The 17,652-nt window shown below is 65.6% G+C and carries 8 protein-coding genes; 1 reads left to right on the top strand and 7 read right to left on the bottom strand.

What is annotated here, in order from left to right; all coding sequences use genetic code 11:
- Positions 1-261 precede the first annotated feature (261 nt).
- From pbpC to VMJ11_RS21160, 6 genes are all read right to left on the bottom strand, one after another.
- Positions 262-2,592 carry a penicillin-binding protein 1C gene (pbpC, locus tag VMJ11_RS21135; protein WP_325621423.1) on the bottom strand — a complete coding sequence of 777 codons (2,331 nt, stop codon included), beginning with the start codon at positions 2,590-2,592 and terminating at the stop codon, positions 262-264.
- A gap of 49 nt (positions 2,593-2,641) precedes the next feature.
- Positions 2,642-8,728, bottom strand: coding sequence for an alpha-2-macroglobulin family protein (locus VMJ11_RS21140; protein WP_414694440.1), 6,087 nt, complete (start codon positions 8,726-8,728; stop codon positions 2,642-2,644).
- Positions 8,729-8,833: 105 nt separating this feature from the next.
- Positions 8,834-9,622, bottom strand: a complete 789-nt coding sequence (locus tag VMJ11_RS21145; RefSeq protein WP_325621428.1) for a M48 family metallopeptidase — start codon at positions 9,620-9,622, stop codon at positions 8,834-8,836.
- Between the two features lie 117 nt (positions 9,623-9,739).
- Positions 9,740-10,546: a YdcF family protein gene (locus VMJ11_RS21150; RefSeq protein WP_325621429.1), complete on the bottom strand. Its 807-nt coding sequence runs from the start codon at positions 10,544-10,546 to the stop codon at positions 9,740-9,742.
- Between the two features lie 115 nt (positions 10,547-10,661).
- Entirely contained in the window at positions 10,662-12,335 is a 1,674-nt protein-coding gene (locus VMJ11_RS21155) for a long-chain-fatty-acid--CoA ligase (RefSeq protein ID WP_325621431.1), read from the bottom strand.
- A gap of 74 nt (positions 12,336-12,409) precedes the next feature.
- Positions 12,410-14,344, bottom strand: coding sequence for an MFS transporter (locus VMJ11_RS21160; RefSeq protein WP_325621433.1), 1,935 nt, complete (start codon positions 14,342-14,344; stop codon positions 12,410-12,412).
- Between the two features lie 125 nt (positions 14,345-14,469).
- Here VMJ11_RS21160 and VMJ11_RS21165 point away from each other — a divergent pair, with 125 nt between their 5' ends.
- Complete coding sequence (locus tag VMJ11_RS21165; RefSeq protein WP_325621435.1) at positions 14,470-15,213, top strand: helix-turn-helix transcriptional regulator; 744 nt, start codon at positions 14,470-14,472, stop codon at positions 15,211-15,213.
- Between the two features lie 48 nt (positions 15,214-15,261).
- Here VMJ11_RS21165 and VMJ11_RS21170 read toward each other — a convergent pair.
- Positions 15,262-17,652: ATP-dependent Clp protease ATP-binding subunit (locus VMJ11_RS21170; RefSeq protein ID WP_325621437.1), on the bottom strand; the 2,391-nt coding region annotated here is incomplete at its 5' end.

Below are 17,652 nucleotides of genomic sequence, written 5' to 3' on the forward strand. Positions count from 1 at the left end.
CAGCTTGCGCATGGAAAATAAACTCTCGGTGAATGTGTCGGCGCCGCGCATGATCTCCAGGGGGCGAGTGGGTGGCCTTCCATCAACGCTTCAGGGGCCTTCCGCGATGACGTTACCGCCGGTACTTCAGCAGCCTGTTAAGTTGAAAGTATTGCCCCGCACAGGGGCAACGCATGCATACCGACACGAAAACAACGAAAGGCCAAAGCAACAAACACTGCGACAAAAATCTGACCAGGCTTGTCGCGAAAGCGCAAACATCTATGGCCGCGCTGCCCGACGCGCAGGCGCCGCAGCCGACGCCTGCGCATCACCAGCGGCGTTGCGCACCGTCGCCCCTCGCACCTCAAAGCGCACGGAGTCGGCGACGTTGCCCTGCGGATCGAGCAGTTCGAGCGTGTGCCGGCCGGGCCAGGGCAGCCACGCGATGCGCTCGAGGTGCCCGAGCGGCTTGCCATCGAGGCGCCATGTGCTTTGCGGCGGACTGCCACTCGCCCGCTCGAAGCCAATGCGCTGACGGCTCGCCGGAATGTCGGGATCGAGCGCGAAGATGGTGCCGTCGGCGGGCGACGCGATACGCGGCGATCCGTGCGCCGACGGGGCCGCGCGGGCGCTGCCCGCGTCGGCGGCAAGCGCGACGGTCGAGGTCTGCGTGCCGGCGAGGAACCAGTCGTCGCGCGCAGGCTCGACGGCATTTTCGAATACGACGTGCGTTCGCACGACGCCCGCGGGCAGAGGCGGCGGCCGGCTCGGCAGCTGCTGGTGAAGATAGCCGACGATCGCGGCCCACACGGGCGCCGCGCCCGTCACGCCCGACACGTCCCACATCGGTGAGCCGTCCGCATTGCCGACCCAGACCCCGACGGTGTAGCGCGACGTGAAGCCGACCGTCCAGTTGTCGCGCATGTCCTTGCTCGTGCCGGTCTTCACGGCCGAGTAAAAGCGCGTGGCGAGCGGACTGTCGAAGCCGAACGTGCGCGTGCGCGCGTTGTTGTCCGACAGAACGCTCGCCACGATGAACGCCGTGTCGGCGCTGAACACGCGAGTGCCGCCCTGCGCCGCTCCGGATGCGGCACCGCCGCGGCCGGAAGCCGTGGGCGAGCCCGGCATCGCGGCGCCGCCCAGCGGCAGGTCGTACGTCGGGCGCGCGAGCCCGCCGTTGGCGAGCGCGCGGTACGCATTGGTCAGCGACAGCAGCGTGACGTCGGCGCTGCCGAGCGCGAGGCTGTAGCCGTAGTAGTCGCCGTCGCGGGTGAGCGGCAAGCCGAGCGCCGTCAGCGTGCGCGCGAAGCGGTGCGGCGTCACCATCACGAGCGTGCGCACGGCGGGCACGTTCAGCGACGAACCCAGCGCCGTGCGCGCGCTGACCCAGCCCTTGAAGTCCTTGTCGTAGTTCTGCGGAATGTAGAGTCCGCCGCCCGCCGGCAGGTCCAGTGGTGCGTCGTTGAGGAGCGAGACCGTGGTGAGGCGACGCTCGTCGATGGCCTGCGCGTAGAGGAACGGCTTTAGCGTCGAGCCGGCCTGGCGCAGCGCGAGCACCGCGTCGACTTCGCGCGCCCCCGAGAGCGCGCCCGACGAGCCGACCCATGCAAGCACGTTGCCTGTGGCGTTGTCGAGCACGACGACTGCGCCGTCCTGCACGTTGCGCGGATGCGCGCGCGCGTTCAATTCCATGAGCGTGCGCGTCAACGTTTCGCGCGCGAAGCGCTGCAGGCGCGCATCGAGTGTCGAGCGCACGCGCTGCCCGGCGACCGGATGCACTTCGGCAGCAACACGGCGCGCGAAGTGCGGCGCGAGCGTTTCGCCGGCGATGTCGGTGGTGAGCTGCGCGGGAGCGGGCCGCACGAACGCGAGTTGCACGAATGCATCGAGATTGCGGCAATCGCCCGCGGCGTGCATATCGCGCAGGATCCGGCAAGCACGCGAGCTGACCTTCCCCGCCGACGCATTCGGCGAGCGCACGAGCGCCGCCGCCACCGCGGCTTCGCGATCGTTGAGGCCGGACGGCGCCTTGCCGAACAGCGTGAGCGAGAGCGCGGAGAGTCCGACCGTTTCGCCCCGGAACGGCACGAGGTTCAGATAGGCCTCGAGGATCTGGTCCTTGCGCCACGAGCGCTCGAGCCAAAGCGCGCTGACGGCCTGTCCGGCCTTCTGCGTGAACGAACGTTGTCCGGAGCGTTGCACGTCGTCGCCGAGCAGGCCGGTCAGTTGCATCGTCACGGTCGAAGCACCTCGCGTGCGCGAGTTCCACAGATTGCCCCATGCAGCGCCCGCCGCGCCGCGCCAATCGACGCCGCTGTGCTCGTAGAAGCGCTTGTCCTCCGACACGACGATCGCCTCTCGCAGCGCAGGCGACACATCCGCGAGCGCGACCCATTCGCCGCGCCGCTCGCTGCGATCGACACGCGTGCGTTCGATCACTTCGCCGTCGCTTGCGAGCAGCAGCCAGTCGGAGCTGCGCCACTGCGTGCGAACCTCGTCGAACGAAGGCAGCGCGAACGCGGGCGACGGCAGCGCAAGCCCAAAGGCAACCGTTGCCGTGAGCAGCACGGCCGCACCGCGCGCGCGGCGCGGCGCGGTGGGACGCTTCATGGATCGCTGCAAGGGGCGCATCATGTTTCGCTCGCGCTGTTGGTACGGCTCACTTCACCGCGCTGCCCGCCGCCGCGACCGGCTGCACCGTGATGGACGCATTCGGCAGTACGCCGAATGCGGACGGCGCATACAGCGCCTCGACGCGCGTCGGCGGCAGGCCGAACGTGCCGACGTTGTTGAGCCGCACCGTGTACTCGATCGAGAAACGACCCTTCGGCAGGAAGTCGTAGTACGCACGATAGCCGTCGAAGCCGCGCTCGATGAACACGGGCCATGCACCCTGCGGCGTTTTCTCGCCGTTCGTCGCAGCGCCCGAATCGCGGCCGAGCCCCGAGCCGAGAATCGTCGCGCCGGCCGGCACCGGATCGTTGACGACGACCCACGTCATGTCGCTTTGCGCATCGATGTCGAGATGCACGCGCACGATGTCGCCGCGCGTAAAGACGCCCTTCACGGCGGCATCGACCGGCGTCACGCTCTTCGAGATCCGGTAGCCGGCCGCGAACGGCGCCTTCAGCGCGACCGCCGCGAGACTCTCGATCGTCGCCCAGGGCTTGCCGGTGCCGTCCTGCGTGAGCGTGAGCGTCGATGCCGCACCCGGCTGCGTCTTCGCATCGGGCCACGGCAGCAGCGAGCTGCGCGCGCTCGCGCTTTGCGTCGCCGGCGTAGCGGATGCCGCGACCGGCGCGTTCGCCGACCAGTTGATCGCGCGCTCGATCGCGCCCAGCTGCAGGTTCGTGCGGCCCGTCACCGGTGTGCTCTCGAACACCTGCGAGAAGCGCTCGACCGCGAGCGATCCCCACACGTTCGCCGTCGTCGTGTCCCACGCGCCGCGCTGCTGCAGCGCGAGCAGCCCCGCGACGAGACGCGGCATCTCGTCCTTCCAGGCCGGCGATTCGACGAACGTGAGCGCAAGCCGCGCCGCATTCGTCTGCGGTCCTTCCATCAGCCACCACAGGTCGTCGCCCGCCTCGGTCGAGAACGTGAGGCGTGTGCCCTGATACGTGAGCCGCGCCCGCAGGATCTGCTCGACCTGCGCGAGCTTGTCTTCGCGCTGGGGAATGTCCTTCACGCGCGACAGGATGCCGTAGTAGTCGATCACCGCCGAGGTCGGCCACTGGTTCGGCGCGATCTCGACCGAACCGAGCATGCGGCCCTGGGCGGCGCCGTAGCGCGACAGCGCTTCGATCGCCGAGAGCTTGCGCAGATCGAGGTCCTTGCGCGGCGCCCACGTGTCGCGCTGGATCCGCCCTTCGACGAAGCCGATGAGCCCACCTTGCAGCTTGCTGGCGATGTCGTCCGGCAGCGCGAAGCGGTTGTCGAGCTTCGAAGCCTCGTCGGCGATGTCGAGCAGATACGCGGTCAGCGAGACACTGCCGGTGGCGCGGCTGTCGTCGTACGGCGGGAAGTAGTTCGCGAGACCGTCCGAATCGAGATACACGGGCATCTTCGCGACCACCGACTGCCAGCGCGCGGGGTCGCGCAGACCCATCGCGATCGAGCTCTGCTGTTCGAGACAGCTGTACGGGTAACGCAGGAACCAGCGCCGCACGCCGGGCAGGCCGTCGGCGAGCTTCGCCTGCAGCGACACCGCGATGCCGCCGCGCAGTTGCCCTGCCTGCGGGCCCGCCCGCATCGACGTGGCATCGGCGGGCGGTGCCACCGGCAGCGAAAGCGTCCCTTCGACCTGCACGAGCGTCGCTTGCTGCACGGTCACCGGAATCGCCGCCATCACGCGCTGCGCGACTTTCAGCGCATCGCTCGCGTGCGGGCCGCCCTGCTCGGCCGCGGCCACCGTCCAGGTGAGCGCGGGCGTGGGCAGCTCCGCGATGCCGTCGGGCACCGTCACGCTCCACGCGATCTCGCGCGACGCACCGGGTGCGAGCGGCACCGTTTGCGGATTCAACGCGAGGCCCGGCACCGTCGGCGTCACGACGACCTGCATCGTGCGCGCGGTCGTGTTGCGCAGCGTGAACTGCGCGCGGAACGCGTCGCCTTCGCGTACGAGCGGCGGCAGACCGGAGATCACCTGCAGGTCCTGGGTGCTGCGAATCGAGGCGCTGCCGCTGCCGAACGTGCCGCTGCCGACAGCCGCAATCGCGACAATCCGGAAGCTCGTGAGCGAGTCGTTCAGCGGCACGTCGAGGGCGGCGTTGCCGTTCGCATCGAGCGTCACGCGCGGGTTCCAAAGGAGCAGCGTGTCGAACAGCTCGCGCGTCGACGCGTGACCGCCTCCGCCGCCCGCGGGCACGGCCTTGCGGCCGAAGTGACGCCTGCCGACGATCTCCATCTGCGCCGTTGCCGTCTCGACACCATAGGCGCGGCGTTGCAGCATCGCTTCGAGCAGGTCCCAGCTCTGGTTCGGCATCAGTTCGAGCAGCGCTTCGTCGACCGCGGCGAGCGCGATCTGCGTGCCCGCGGGCGCGGGCTTGCCGTCCGGCATCGCGACATGCACCTTCACATGCGCCTTGCCGCGCACCGTGTACGAATTCGCGTCGGGCGTCACGGCAACGGCGAGCCGGTGCGCGCCGGTGCCCACCTTGATCTCCGCGAGCCCGTAGCGGAACGCGGGCTTCGAGAGGTCGACGAGCGGCGTCGGCGGCTCGTACTGGCGGCCCTCGTACCAGAACGCGCGCACCCACTTGAGCGGCTGCTTCCAGCCCCACGTGAAGAACGAATACCAGGGCACTTCGTGGATCCGGCCGCGCAGCGCGAGCACCGACACGTACACGTTCGGCCCCCACGACGGGTCGACCTTCAGCTCGACGGTCGGATCCTTGCCGTTCAACTGCACGACGCGCGTATCGATGACCCCTTCGCGTTCGACCGCGACGAGCGCGGTCGCGAAACGGAATGGCATGCGCACCTGGAAGCGCGCGGTTTCGCCTGGCTCGTAGCTGGTTTTCTCGGGCAGCACGTCCATGCGGTCGGTGTTGTCACCGCCGAACCAGAGGTCTTCTTCGCGCGTGACCCAGACGGAGGTCGTCGCGGTCGATGCATGGCCATCGCCGTCTTTCGCGGTGACGACGAGATCGACGTTGCCGGCTTGCTTGAGCTTCGCGTCGCACAGCATCAGGCCGCGATCGTCGCTCTTGCCGCTGCACAGCGTGCCGAGGTCTTTCGTTTCGGTATGGTTGTCGTACGCATAGAAGCCGCCGACCATGCGCTTGCGGGTCGTGGTCATGATGCGCGCGATGCCGCGCACCTCGAGCGGCACGCCCGCGCGCGGCTTGCCCTGCAGGTCGACGGCGAGCGCCTTGACCGGCACCGTATTGCCGACTGATACCCACTGCCCGGACTTCACGCCGGCGACGACTGCGGCCGGCCACAGCGTTGCGTTGCCGCTGATCGTCTGCACCTCGCCGTTCGGATCGGCGAAGGTCGCCTCCAGCGCGAGCTGCTTCGGCGCTTTCACATCGGGCAGGTTCTTCAGCGTCAGCGTGCCCGCGCCGTTGCGATCGAGCGTGAGCGCGAGCTTGTCGGCGATCAGCTTCGCTTCGTCGCTGTCGGGCGTGGAATCCGCCGCGATGTCGTTGCCGTTGTCCTCGTCGGACGTGGTCTGGTCGTCGTTGGTACTCTTGCGCGGCTGGTACGGCTGGAAGCTGAAGTCGGCATACGTCCCGGCGAACGACGGCGACGTGCCGCGCAGCAGCGCCGACACCTGCACGGGCAGGTTCGATGCCGCGCCGCCCGACACGTAGTCGATCTGCACGGCGACATCCGCGGACTTTGCGGCGATGAGCGGCTGCGCCCTCTCGTTGCGCACGCCGATCGTCCCCTTGAACACCGGCAGGCGGAATTCCTCCACGCGGAAGCTGCCCGACTCGTAGCTCATCTGCACGGAGTCGTCGCTGCCGTCGTCATTGCCGCTGCCGGAATCGTCGCTCGTCGCGGCCGGGTCGCCGTCGTCGAGCGTCACGCTATATTCGCCGAGCTTCGCGGATGCCGGAACGGCAAACGTCGAATCCGCGGAATGATCCACTGCCCATTTGAGCGGCAGGTGATACGTCTGGCCGCTGCCCAGATGGCGGATCGTCACGCGAGTCGGATACTGCTTCGGAAAGTCGAAGCCACGCATCGTCTCGATGCGGATGAAATGCTTCATCGAGACGGTTTCGCCGGCGCGCAGCAACGTGCGGTCGAACACGGTATGCGCGCGCGCAGTCTCGCCGCTGCCGATGTCCGTCGGCACGTTGAAGCGCCAGGACTCGATCCCCTGGCTCCAGTCAGAGCGCACGAACGCCATGTCCGCGCCGGTCTTCGGATCGTTCACGCGCGCCGACACGAAGAAGTCGGAGAAGCGCACATAGTCGCAGCGCCTGAGCGATTCGAGCGGCTTGCCGATCGTCAGCAAGCCGCGCGCGTCGGTCCTGCCCGACGCGATCTCGTCGCCGTTGCAATCGCTCACGTGCACGTCGGCGTTCGGTACCGGCTGCCCCTTGTCGAGCGTCGTGACCCACACGACGCTATTCTCGCGGCCCCGTTTCAGATGGACGCCGAGATTCGTGACGAGCACCGCGGTGCGCACGTACATCGGCAGCGAGCGGCCGAGCAGCGACGCACCGAGGCGCGGCGACGCCAGCTCGATCACATAGAAGCCGGGCTTGGCCACCGGCACGCCGACCACTTCGAATGGCCGCAACTGCTTCGGGTCCGCTTTCGGCAGCGTGAGCGACTCGACGCCGTGTTCGCCGTTCAACAACGACAGCGAACGGATGTCGATGAGCGGGTTTTTCGCATTCGCGTCCTCGCCTTCCACGTGACGAACGATGATCGCGTTCTTCGAGCGCTGCAGCAGGCCCGGCATCAGGTTGTCGCCTTGCGAGCGCGGCATGTCGTAGCCGTCGAAGCTGTCGACGAGCTTCATCCACTGGCGGATGTCACGGTCCGCATCGACGCGCAGCTTCGCGAACTGCGCGTTGCCCGCGTTCAGGCCTGCAACATGAAGGTCGGCTTCGACGTTGCGCAGCGTAACGGGCACGAGCGGCGGCGAGTCCGGTTCGGCATAGCGCTCGATGATGCCGAACGTGCCCGACGAGAACTTCGCGAGCGGCGGCATCGGCGCGGTCGTGGTCTTCAGTGGAAACAGATCGGCGTTCGACAGCGGCCGTCCACTCACGTCCTTCAGGCCCGCAGGTACGTTGATCGTCAGGTCGGCGTGTTCGGGCAGCGGTGCCGCGAACGTCACCTGCGAAGTTTCGGTGTCCTTGTCGTCAGCGCTGAACGTGGGTGCGATGGCGCCGCTGGGACCGTTGAGGCGGATTTTTTGCGCCTCGCTGCGAGCGATCGGCGCGTTGAACTGGAGCTGCACCGGCCGCAGCGGTGTGCAAGGCGCCTTCGCATTCTCACGCTCACACGTGAAATTCGCGGCGAACGGCTGGCGCACTTCGTAGTCGAAGCGGCGCTCGACGTCGTTCGCAATGCCGCTCGGGCTCGCGACGCCCTTGCCAAACACGAGCTGCATCTTCGTGCCGGAAGGCATCACCTGTGCGCAGGAGAGCGTCAGCACGCGCGCAGCCGCCTTGTCGAGCCAGAAGCGCTTGAGGAGCGCGGTGCGGGTGGCCGGGTCGAGCGGCTTCACCGGCACGCGGTTGCCGAGCGCGCTCGATTCGCACCAGATATGCTCGCGCACCGAAGCCTCGGTGGCGGGTCCGTTCAGTTCCAGCACGAACGCCTGGTTTTCCTCGACCTCGCCGGAGTCCGGCCGCACGCGCTTCACGAACGGGCCGCCCGTCTGGAACGCGTAGCGCAGCGCACCTGTCACCGGGTGGCCGCTCGTAGCCTGCAGGCCCGGGTTCAGGTTGACGGCGCAGCGCACGCCCGGCGGCATATCGGCGGCGAAGTCCCACGCCCAGGTCTTTTCGTCGATCCAACGTCCCTGGCCCACGCCCGCGGACGCCTCGCTGCACTGAACGCGGCCGGGTGCTGCGGCGCCCGGCGAGCCGAACGGTACCATCGCCTCGTCGAACTTGACGACCACCTGGCGCACCTGGGCGACGGTGCCCTGCGGCGACACGCTGACCGTACGCGCGGCGTCGGCGCGCAGCGCGCTGCCGGCGATCGCGAGCGCCATAGCAACTGTTGCTGCCGCCCAGCTCCATTTTCCTTGTTGACGACGGGCACCACTACGCATCGACCGCACTCCTGATGACCTTGCTCTCAAAGCAACTTTCGATAATGGTTGGGGACGACATCCTGTTCACCGCCAAAGACCGCCGGCCCGGACGCCCCCCTGTTACTACATGCTCCGGAAGGCGGGCTCGCGTTCGTCGATCGAGATGCCCTGCACCGCCCCCGCACGCGTACCTGCCCGGATCGCAGCCACCCTTCGCGTGAGCCGCGGGTGCGAATTCGTAATTTCCGTGAGAAAGCCGAAGATCGGCGGCACCTGCTGCTCCTGCGCCATGAATGCTTCGCAGTTCATCGACTGGTTCAGACGGCGACAGCCGCATCCCAGCATCTGCAGCGCGCTGCGCGACGCCTTGAAATCATTCGCGAGATACGCACCGACACTATCACAGGTGTATTCGCGCGAGCGCGAATATGCCGAGCCCAGAAAAGGCACGAACTTCGCGGGAAGCTTGATGAAATTGAGCCACGGATTCAGATGCCCCGCCGCGTGATGGCCAAGTTCGTGGCCGATCACGAAGCGCACCTGTTCGTCGCTCGTGGCGTCGACAAGCGCCGAAGTCAGGAATACGTACTGGCCACCCAGCATCCGCCGGGCGAATGCGTTAAAGACGCCCTGCGAGTTATACAGGAACGTCTTCGGCGCTTGTTCGAGGCCGATCTCGCGGGCCCCTTCCACGACCATCGCATGGAGTTCGGGAAACTGTGACGGTCCGAGCAGGATCATGTTGCCAAATGCGCGCGCGCGGTAAGCCGCCCCTACGTAGAGAGAAAACAGAAAGAACGCGACGCCATACGCAACGTAGATGCGAACGATCATGCCGTCTTTCGGTTCATCCCATTTCGACGTGATCAGTTTGACTATGACGATCCACAGGATGAGCCCCACGCCGATCATGATCGGCGAATATATCTTTTCTTTCGCTGTTCTGAATAAATCAATCTTTCTAGACATTTTTACCCCCGTTTTACATTGAAAAAATCCACCGAATCCTTGCCTGCCCTGATCGGCTTGTCAATAACGCTGCCCTGCGCGCGAGGCATATCGAATGACAAACCGCAGGCGGCCGCTGCCGCGGAACCGCCGGTTCGCGCCTGCCAGCGGCCCTGCGCGGCAAATTGTGATTGCAGGATGTGCGCCTCGCGTCAATGCAACAGATTCAGAACAGATTAAGAACAGATTCAGAACACTCCTGACTGGCCGCACGGAAACTGGAGATGCGTTCGGATCCAGCGTCAGGCGAATCTTGTACATGGCGAACGCGGGCACCTCCCTCCAGCTCGAATACACGTCCCGCAAATGAAAGGCCCGCGGATGCGCCGCATACACCGCAATGGCGTTCCCGCCAACCCGCCTGACGGCAAGGCTCGCGCGGGCAAGGTGATAGTACTGGCTGATCAGCATGACACTCGCGAGATGCTTTTCGCGCATGTACGCCACCGTATGGTGGGCCGTGGCCAACGTATTGGCGCCGAGGTTGTCGGCCGCTATGCGATTTTCCGGAACGCCCCGCGCGACCAGGTAAGCACGCATTGCAGACGCCTCGTCGAGGCCGGGACCGTCCACGCTGCCGCTCACGATGAACCTCGCACAGTCTCCCTTGCGGAAGCAATCCACTCCCACATCGAGGCGCTCGGCAAGAAGCGGTGCGGGCTTGCCGTCGGGCTCCAGTGCGTTGCCGAAGATCACGGCAACGTCGGCGCGGCCATAGGGAATGCGCATGCCGCTCGCGCATAGCAAAGCCGCAGCCAGCGCCCAGCCGACGGCAATCGCGAGAGAAGACCTGATCAGCACAGCTTTACATCGGACCGGTATTCTCATGTTCAGTAATCGACTATCGGGTTAGGATTGGCTTCTTCAGCGCAAGGCAGGACCATCGCGGGCAAGGCGGGCAACGTGTTCGCGCGCACCAGCGCCAGGCCCGGCTGGACGGCATTTATACAACACCATCACGCAACTCCCGTCTCAATATCTTTCCGATATTGCTTTTCGGCAGCCCGCTGCGGAACTCGATCGCCCTGGGACGTTTGTATCCCGTCAACCGCTCCTTGCACCATGCAGACAATTCCGATTCGGTGAGCGCGGGGTCACGGCGCACGACGAAGATCTTCACGGCCTCCCCCGAATGCCGGTCGGGCACCCCGACTGCGGCGACCTCGAAAACAGCGGGGTGTTGGGCGATCACATCCTCGATCTCGTTCGGATACACGTTGAAGCCCGACACCAGGATCATGTCCTTCTTTCGGTCGACGATCTTCGCGTAGCCGCGCTCGTCCACGACCGCAATATCGCCCGATTTGAAGAAGCCATCGGCGGTCATCACCTTCTCTGTTTCGTCGGGGCGATTCCAGTAGCCTGCCATCACCTGCGGGCCACGAATGCACAGTTCGCCCGGCTGGCCGCGTTCGACCTCATTGCCGGCATCGTCGCGAATGGAGATTTCCGTGGACGGCAACGGCAACCCTATCGTGCCGCTGTACTGCGCCGAATCGGCTGCGTTGCACGTGACACATGCCGTCGTTTCCGTGAGGCCATAGCCCTCGATGATCGGCACCCCGGTCTTCGCCACCCACCGCCGGGCCACTGCTTCCTGCACCGCCATGCCGCCGCCGACCGCACCGAAGAGTTGCGAGAAGTCCAGCCGCGCGAAATCCGGGTGATCGAGCAATGCGTTGTACAGCGTGTTCACGGCGGGTAACATCGTGATGCGGTGGCCGCGCAAGGACCGGATCATCCCGCCTATGTCGCGCGGGTCCGGAATCAGCACGCCCAACGCCCCGGTCTGAATCGTTAGCAGGCCGCAGACAGTCAGTGCGAACACGTGGTAGAGCGGCAAGGCGACGACCGTCTTGAGTTGCCCGAGCCCCGGCTGCCTGGCGCGTGCCGGTTCGAGCCAGGCCTGCGTCTGCAGCAGGTTGGCGATCAGGTTCCGGTGCAACAGGACCGCTCCCTTGGAAACGCCGGTCGTGCCGCCCGTGTACTGAAGAAAGGCGATGTCGTCGGGCTGCTGCTCGACCGGAGTGAGCGGCAGTTTGGCGCCGCGCGAGAGCGCAACATTGAATGGCGTATGGCCGGGCAGGCTCCATGCGGGCACCCCTTTCCTGATGTGCCGCATCGCGAAGTTAACGAGCCAGCCCTTCGCGCCGAGCAGGTCACCCAGAGTCGCGACCACGACGTGCCTGATCGCGGTGTTACGCACGACGGTCTGCAGCGTCGCTGCGACGTTCTCGAGCAGGACGATCGCCTCGGCACCGCTGTCCTTGAGTTGATGCTCCAGTTCGCGCGGCGTATAGAGCGGATTCACGTTGACGACCACATAGCCGGCACGCAGGATGGCTGCGAGCGCAACGGGATACTGGAGCACATTGGGCATCATGATGGCGACACGTGCGCCCTTGCGCAGCCCTGCCGACTGGAACCACGCCGCGAGGTTGCGCGAGAGCGCGTCGAGTCTTTCGTAGCTGATCGACTTGCCCATGCAGGCGAATGCGGGTTTCTCGCCGTGGCGAACAAAACTTTCTTCGAGTAACGCCGTAATGGACCGATAGCGGTTCGTGTCGATTTCAGCGGGAACACCCGCGGGATACGAGGCAAGCCAGGTTTTATTCATGATGTCGTTCGATGTCGGATCAGGGTGCGCGATTCGGTGGCGCGAAAGTTCGTGTTTGCGTGCAGCGCGTGCCCCTACTGATGTACGCCGCGCAATTCCTGCACGATCTGCTGGAGGCGCTGCGGCGTGGCTTCGGTGGGCAGGAGCGGTTCGCCGACCACCAGCGTGAGTTCGCTTGCCATCCAGCGGCGCAGCGGCCTTGGCATGCGCGCGTGCGCATCGCGCGAAAATACGCTGCCCCACAGGCCGCGCAACGCCATGGGTATCACGGGCGCCGGCGCGCGGCGCAGGATTTCCGTGACGCCGTGGCGAAACGGGTTGATGTCTCCCGTGCGCGTCAGCTTGCCTTCGGGAAAGATGCAGACCAGCTCGCCCGCATCGAGCGCCTGTGCGCAAGCGGAATAGGCGCGTTCGAGCAACGCTGCGTCCTCGTGGGCCGGCGCGACCGGAATCGCCTTGACGTGGCGAAAGAGCCAGCCCGCAAGCGGCGAACGGAAAATGCGGTGGTCCATCACGAAGCGGATCGGGCGCGGGCTGTACGCCATGATGATGATGGCGTCGACGAAGCTCACGTGATTGCAGACCAGCACCGCCCCGCCTGTTTCCGGAATGCGTTCGACACCGGCAAGGCGCACCCGGTAAACCGTTTGAACCAGCAGCCAGCCGACGAAACGCAGCAGGAACTGCGGCGCCAGTGTGTAGATGTACGCGGCAACAGCAATATTGAGCAAGCCGGTCACGAGAAAGAGCCCGGGAATGCGTACACCCGCAGCGCCAAGCGCGATGGCCATGAGGGCGGAGACGATCATGAACAGCGAATTGAGGATGTTGTTCGCGGCCATGATGCGCGCCCGGTGGCTTTCGGGGCTACGGCTCTGGACCAGCGCGTAGAGCGGCACGCTGTAGAGACCACTGAACGCGGCGAGCAGAAACAGATCGGCAAGCACACGCCAGTGCGCGAGGACGCCGAGAAATTCGCCCGGAGACTGCAGATGTGGGCTTGCCGCAAGCGCGTGGCTGGCGAAATACAGGTCGATCGCAAACACGCTGATGCCGATCGAACCGAGCGGCACGAGCCCGATCTCGATGCGCCCGCGCGAGAGACGCTCGCAAAGCAGCGAACCCACGCAGATTCCGGCGGAAAACGTGACGAGCAGCACGGTCACCACGTCAGGATTCGCGCTCAGTACATCCTTCGCGTAGCTGAAAAACGAAGACAGGAAGGTGGCGCCGACGAACCACAACCACGAGATGCCAAGCAGTCCCAGGAATACGGTGCGGTCTTCGCGGGCGATCCTGAGGTTGCGCCACGTCTCACTCACGGGGTTCCAGTTGATGCGCAATGCGGGCTGCGGCGCGGGCGAAACCGGCACGAAGTGTGATACCGCCCGTCCCACCAGCGCAATGCCGATGCACAGGCCGGCGAGCGCCAGCGGGCCGTGCGACGAGGAAGCGGCCAGCCCGCCTGCGATCGTACCGAACAGGATGGCGACGAAAGTCCCCGTTTCGACGAGGCCATTGCCGCCCACCAGTTCGCCCTGCGCGAGATGCTGCGGCAAATAGGCGTACTTCACCGGCCCGAACAACGCGGAATGCACGCCCATCAGAAACGTGCACAAGTAAAGCATCGGCGCGCTGTGCCACCAGAAGCCGGCCCCGCCAATCAGCATTGCCACGATTTCGAAGGATTTGACGAAGCGGGTGAGCACCGCTTTGTCGAGCTTGTCTGCGATCTGTCCGGAGGTCGCGGAGAACAGAACGAATGGCAGTACGAAGATTGCGGGGATCAGGAACGCGACCGTTTTCGCCTGCACGCCGGGAAACAGCGCAGCCTCGTAGGTGACGAGCGACGTGAAGCCGATCTTGAATGCATTGTCATTGAGCGCCCCCAAAAACTGCGTCCAGAAGAACGGCGCGAAGCGGCGTTCACGCAGCAGCCGATTGGGAGTGGACTGCGCACCGGCGACGTGACCGTTGCGGTCTGTGGGAGTAGACGTGCTTTGACTCATGAGCGAAAGAAACGCAGGTAGCCGATCGAGACGCCGGATTGTGCCCGCTGGCTTTCGAAATTGCTTGTCTCGTTAATGAAGTCGTCTAAACTTGCGCCTCAAGTATCGTTTTCTTATACCGGCAAATGAGCGAAACCACGCAGTTGATCGAAACCCTGAAGCGTGAACTACGTGCCCGCAAGCTCACCTACCGCGACGTCGCACAGGCGCTGCGCCTTTCCGAGCCTGCGGTCAAACGGCTGTTCTCAAAAGGACGCTTCACGATCGAACGGCTGGAACAGATGTGTGGGTGGCTGGACCTCACGCTCTCCGAACTCGTGCAGCTTTCGGCTTCCACGGTTCCGGCTTTGCAGATGCTGGATGCGTCTCAGGAAACGAGGCTCGTCTCCGACGAGCGCCTGCTGCTGGTGGCGGTGTGCGCCCTGAATCACTGGACAGCGGACGATATCGTCCGCACCTATCGCCTCACGCGAGCCCAATGCCTGAAATTGCTCCTCACGCTAGAGCACATGGGCCTGATCTCGCTGATGCCGGGCGACCGGATCCGGCTGCGCATCGCCCGGGATTTCGACTGGATACCGGGCGGCCCGATTCGCCAATACTTCATGACGCACGGACTGGGCGATTTTCTGGAAGCCGGTTTTACCGGCGACGGAGAGTCGCTGGCCTTCGTGCAAGGCATGCTGACCGAGGCAGCACGCGCGGAGCTTGCGCTGGAGTTGCGGCGGCTGAAAAGCCGGTTTGCTTCCCTTCACGACGACTGCACGAGTGCGCCGCTCACGCATCGGCAAGGCACGGGCCTGCTCATCGGCTTGCGTGAGTGGGAGCCGCATATCTTCGCGCGATTGCGTCGGCAGTCCGACGCGTAACGTCGTGCTCGCGCTTCGGGCGCCATGTCCCGAAGCGCGAGCGCTGCATCAGCCGGTACCGGCCTCCTTGTTCGCGAACGCCATACGCCGGGTCGCCGCATCGTAGCGGCACACCACTTTCGCGCCTTCTTTCACGTCGCCCTTGAGCATCGCCTTCGCCAGCTCGTTTTCCACTGCCTGCTGGATCTGGCGCTTGAGTTCGCGCGCGCCGAATTCCGGCCGGTAGCCGTTCGCGGAAAGGTAATCGATCACACTGTCGTCGAACGTCAGCTCGATGTCCTGGCTGCGCGCCATGCGCTGGACCTGGTCGAGCTGCAGCTGCACGATCGCACGCAGCTCGTCACTGCTGAGCGGCTGAAACACGATGATTTCGTCGATGCGATTGAGGAACTCGGGCCGGAAATGGTGGCGCAGCTCGCCCATCACCGCGCCCTGCATCGACCCTTCGGCGCTCGGAATGAAGCCCGGCCCCGAGCGCTTCTGCCCCGAGATCACTTCCGAGCCCAGATTGCTCGTCGCGATTACAACCGTATTGCTGAAGTCGACCACACGCCCCTTGCCGTCGGTGAGACGCCCGTCGTCGAACACCTGCAGCAGCACGTTGTAGACATCGGAGTGAGCCTTCTCGATTTCGTCGAGCAGAATCACGCAATATGGGCGGCGCCGCACGCGCTCGGTCAACTGGCCGCCCTCGTCATAGCCGACATAGCCGGGCGGCGAGCCGATCAGGCGCGACACCGCATGGCGCTCCATATACTCGCTCATGTCGATGCGTACGATAGCGTCCTCGTCGCCGAACACCACCTCGGCCAGCGCCTTCGCCAGTTCGGTCTTGCCCACCCCGGTCGGCCCGAGGAACAGGAACACGGCCGTGGGGCGGCGCCCGCGCCGCAGCCCGGCGCGCGAGCGGCGCACCGCGTCGCTCACCGCAACGATCGCCTGCTCCTGGCCGATCACGCGCTCATGCAGCCTATTTTCCATTTCGAGCAGACGCGTGCGTTCCTCGGCGGTCAGTTGCGTGACCGGCACGCCCGTGAGCTTCGAGACGATCTCCGCGATGTCCTCGGTCGTCACATCCGAAGTCACCGAGCCGAGTTGCTCCTTCCATTCGTTCGTGGTCTGCGCGAGCGACTTTTCCTTCTCCGCGATCGGCTCGTCGAGCGTGTGGGCGCGCTCGAAGTTCTTGCGGGTCGCGGCGTAGTCCTGCTCGCGCCGCAACTGCGCCAGCTCCGCTTCGAGCTCCAGGATCGCCGCGGGCCGCGAGGTAGCCGAAAGATGCACGCGCGCCGCGGCCTGGTCGATCAGATCGATCGCCTTGTCGGGCAGGAAGCGCCCCGTCACATAACGGTCCGAAAGCTCGGCGGCCGCGACGAGCGCATCGTCGCGGATGGTGACATGGTGATGAACCTCGAGCTTGTCGCGCAAACCGCGCAGGATGTTGATCGTCTGGTCCACGCTCGGCTCGGACACGAACACGGGCTGAAAGCGCCGCTCGAGCGCGGCGTCCTTCTCGATGTACTTCTGGTATTCGGAGAGCGTCGTCGCGCCGATCAGGTTCAGCTCGCCGCGCGCCATGGCAGGCTTGAACACATTGGCGATATCGAGACCGCCCTCGCCGCCGCCCTGGCCCGCCCCGACGATCATGTGGACTTCGTCGATGAAGAGCACGAGGTTCTCGCGCTGCGCCGAGATTTCCTCCATCACACCCTTTACGCGCTCCTCGAATTCGCCGCGGTATTTCGCGCCCGCTATCAGCCCGTTGACGTTCAGCTCGACGAGCCGCCGCCCGCGCAGCGACTCCGGCACGTCGCCGTTGAGTATGCGCTGCGCGAGGCCTTCGGCGATGGCCGTCTTGCCCACACCGGGTTCGCCGATCAGCACCGGGTTGTTCTTGCGCCGGCGCGCAAGCACTTCGACCACTGTCTCGATCTCGCTCGAACGGCCGATCACGGGGTCGAGCCTGCCCTCGCCCGCGAGCGCGGTGAGGTCGCGGCTGTACTGGTCGAGTTGCGGCGTCTCGCTCGGGGCCTTCGCGGCGGGCCGCTCGCGCTTGTCGCCCTGGGCCTCCACGAGCCGCTGCAGCACTTTCTGGGGCGTGACACCGTAGCGTCCCAGCAGACTGCCCGCAAAGCTTTCCGGCACCTGTGTGAGCCCGAAAAGCAGGTGCTCGGGCGCGACATAGCTATGGCCCAGTTCGCGCGAAACGAGAAACGCGCGGTCAAGCGCGCCTTTCAGGCGCGGCGAGACGCCGATGCGGGCGTCCTCGGGGGCGCCCGTCCTTTCGCGTTTTTGCGCATTGGCGTCGATGAATGCGCGAACGTCGTCGGGCTGAATGCCGAGGCGCTTGAGGATCGCCGCGCCGGCGTCGTTGCCCGCGAGTTCGTAAAGCAGATGTTCGGTATCGACCTCGCGGCGCCCGAACTGCACTGCGCGTTCGGC

It is taken from the genome of Paraburkholderia sp., from assembly GCF_035501035.1.
Taxonomy (GTDB): Bacteria; Pseudomonadota; Gammaproteobacteria; order Burkholderiales; family Burkholderiaceae; genus Paraburkholderia.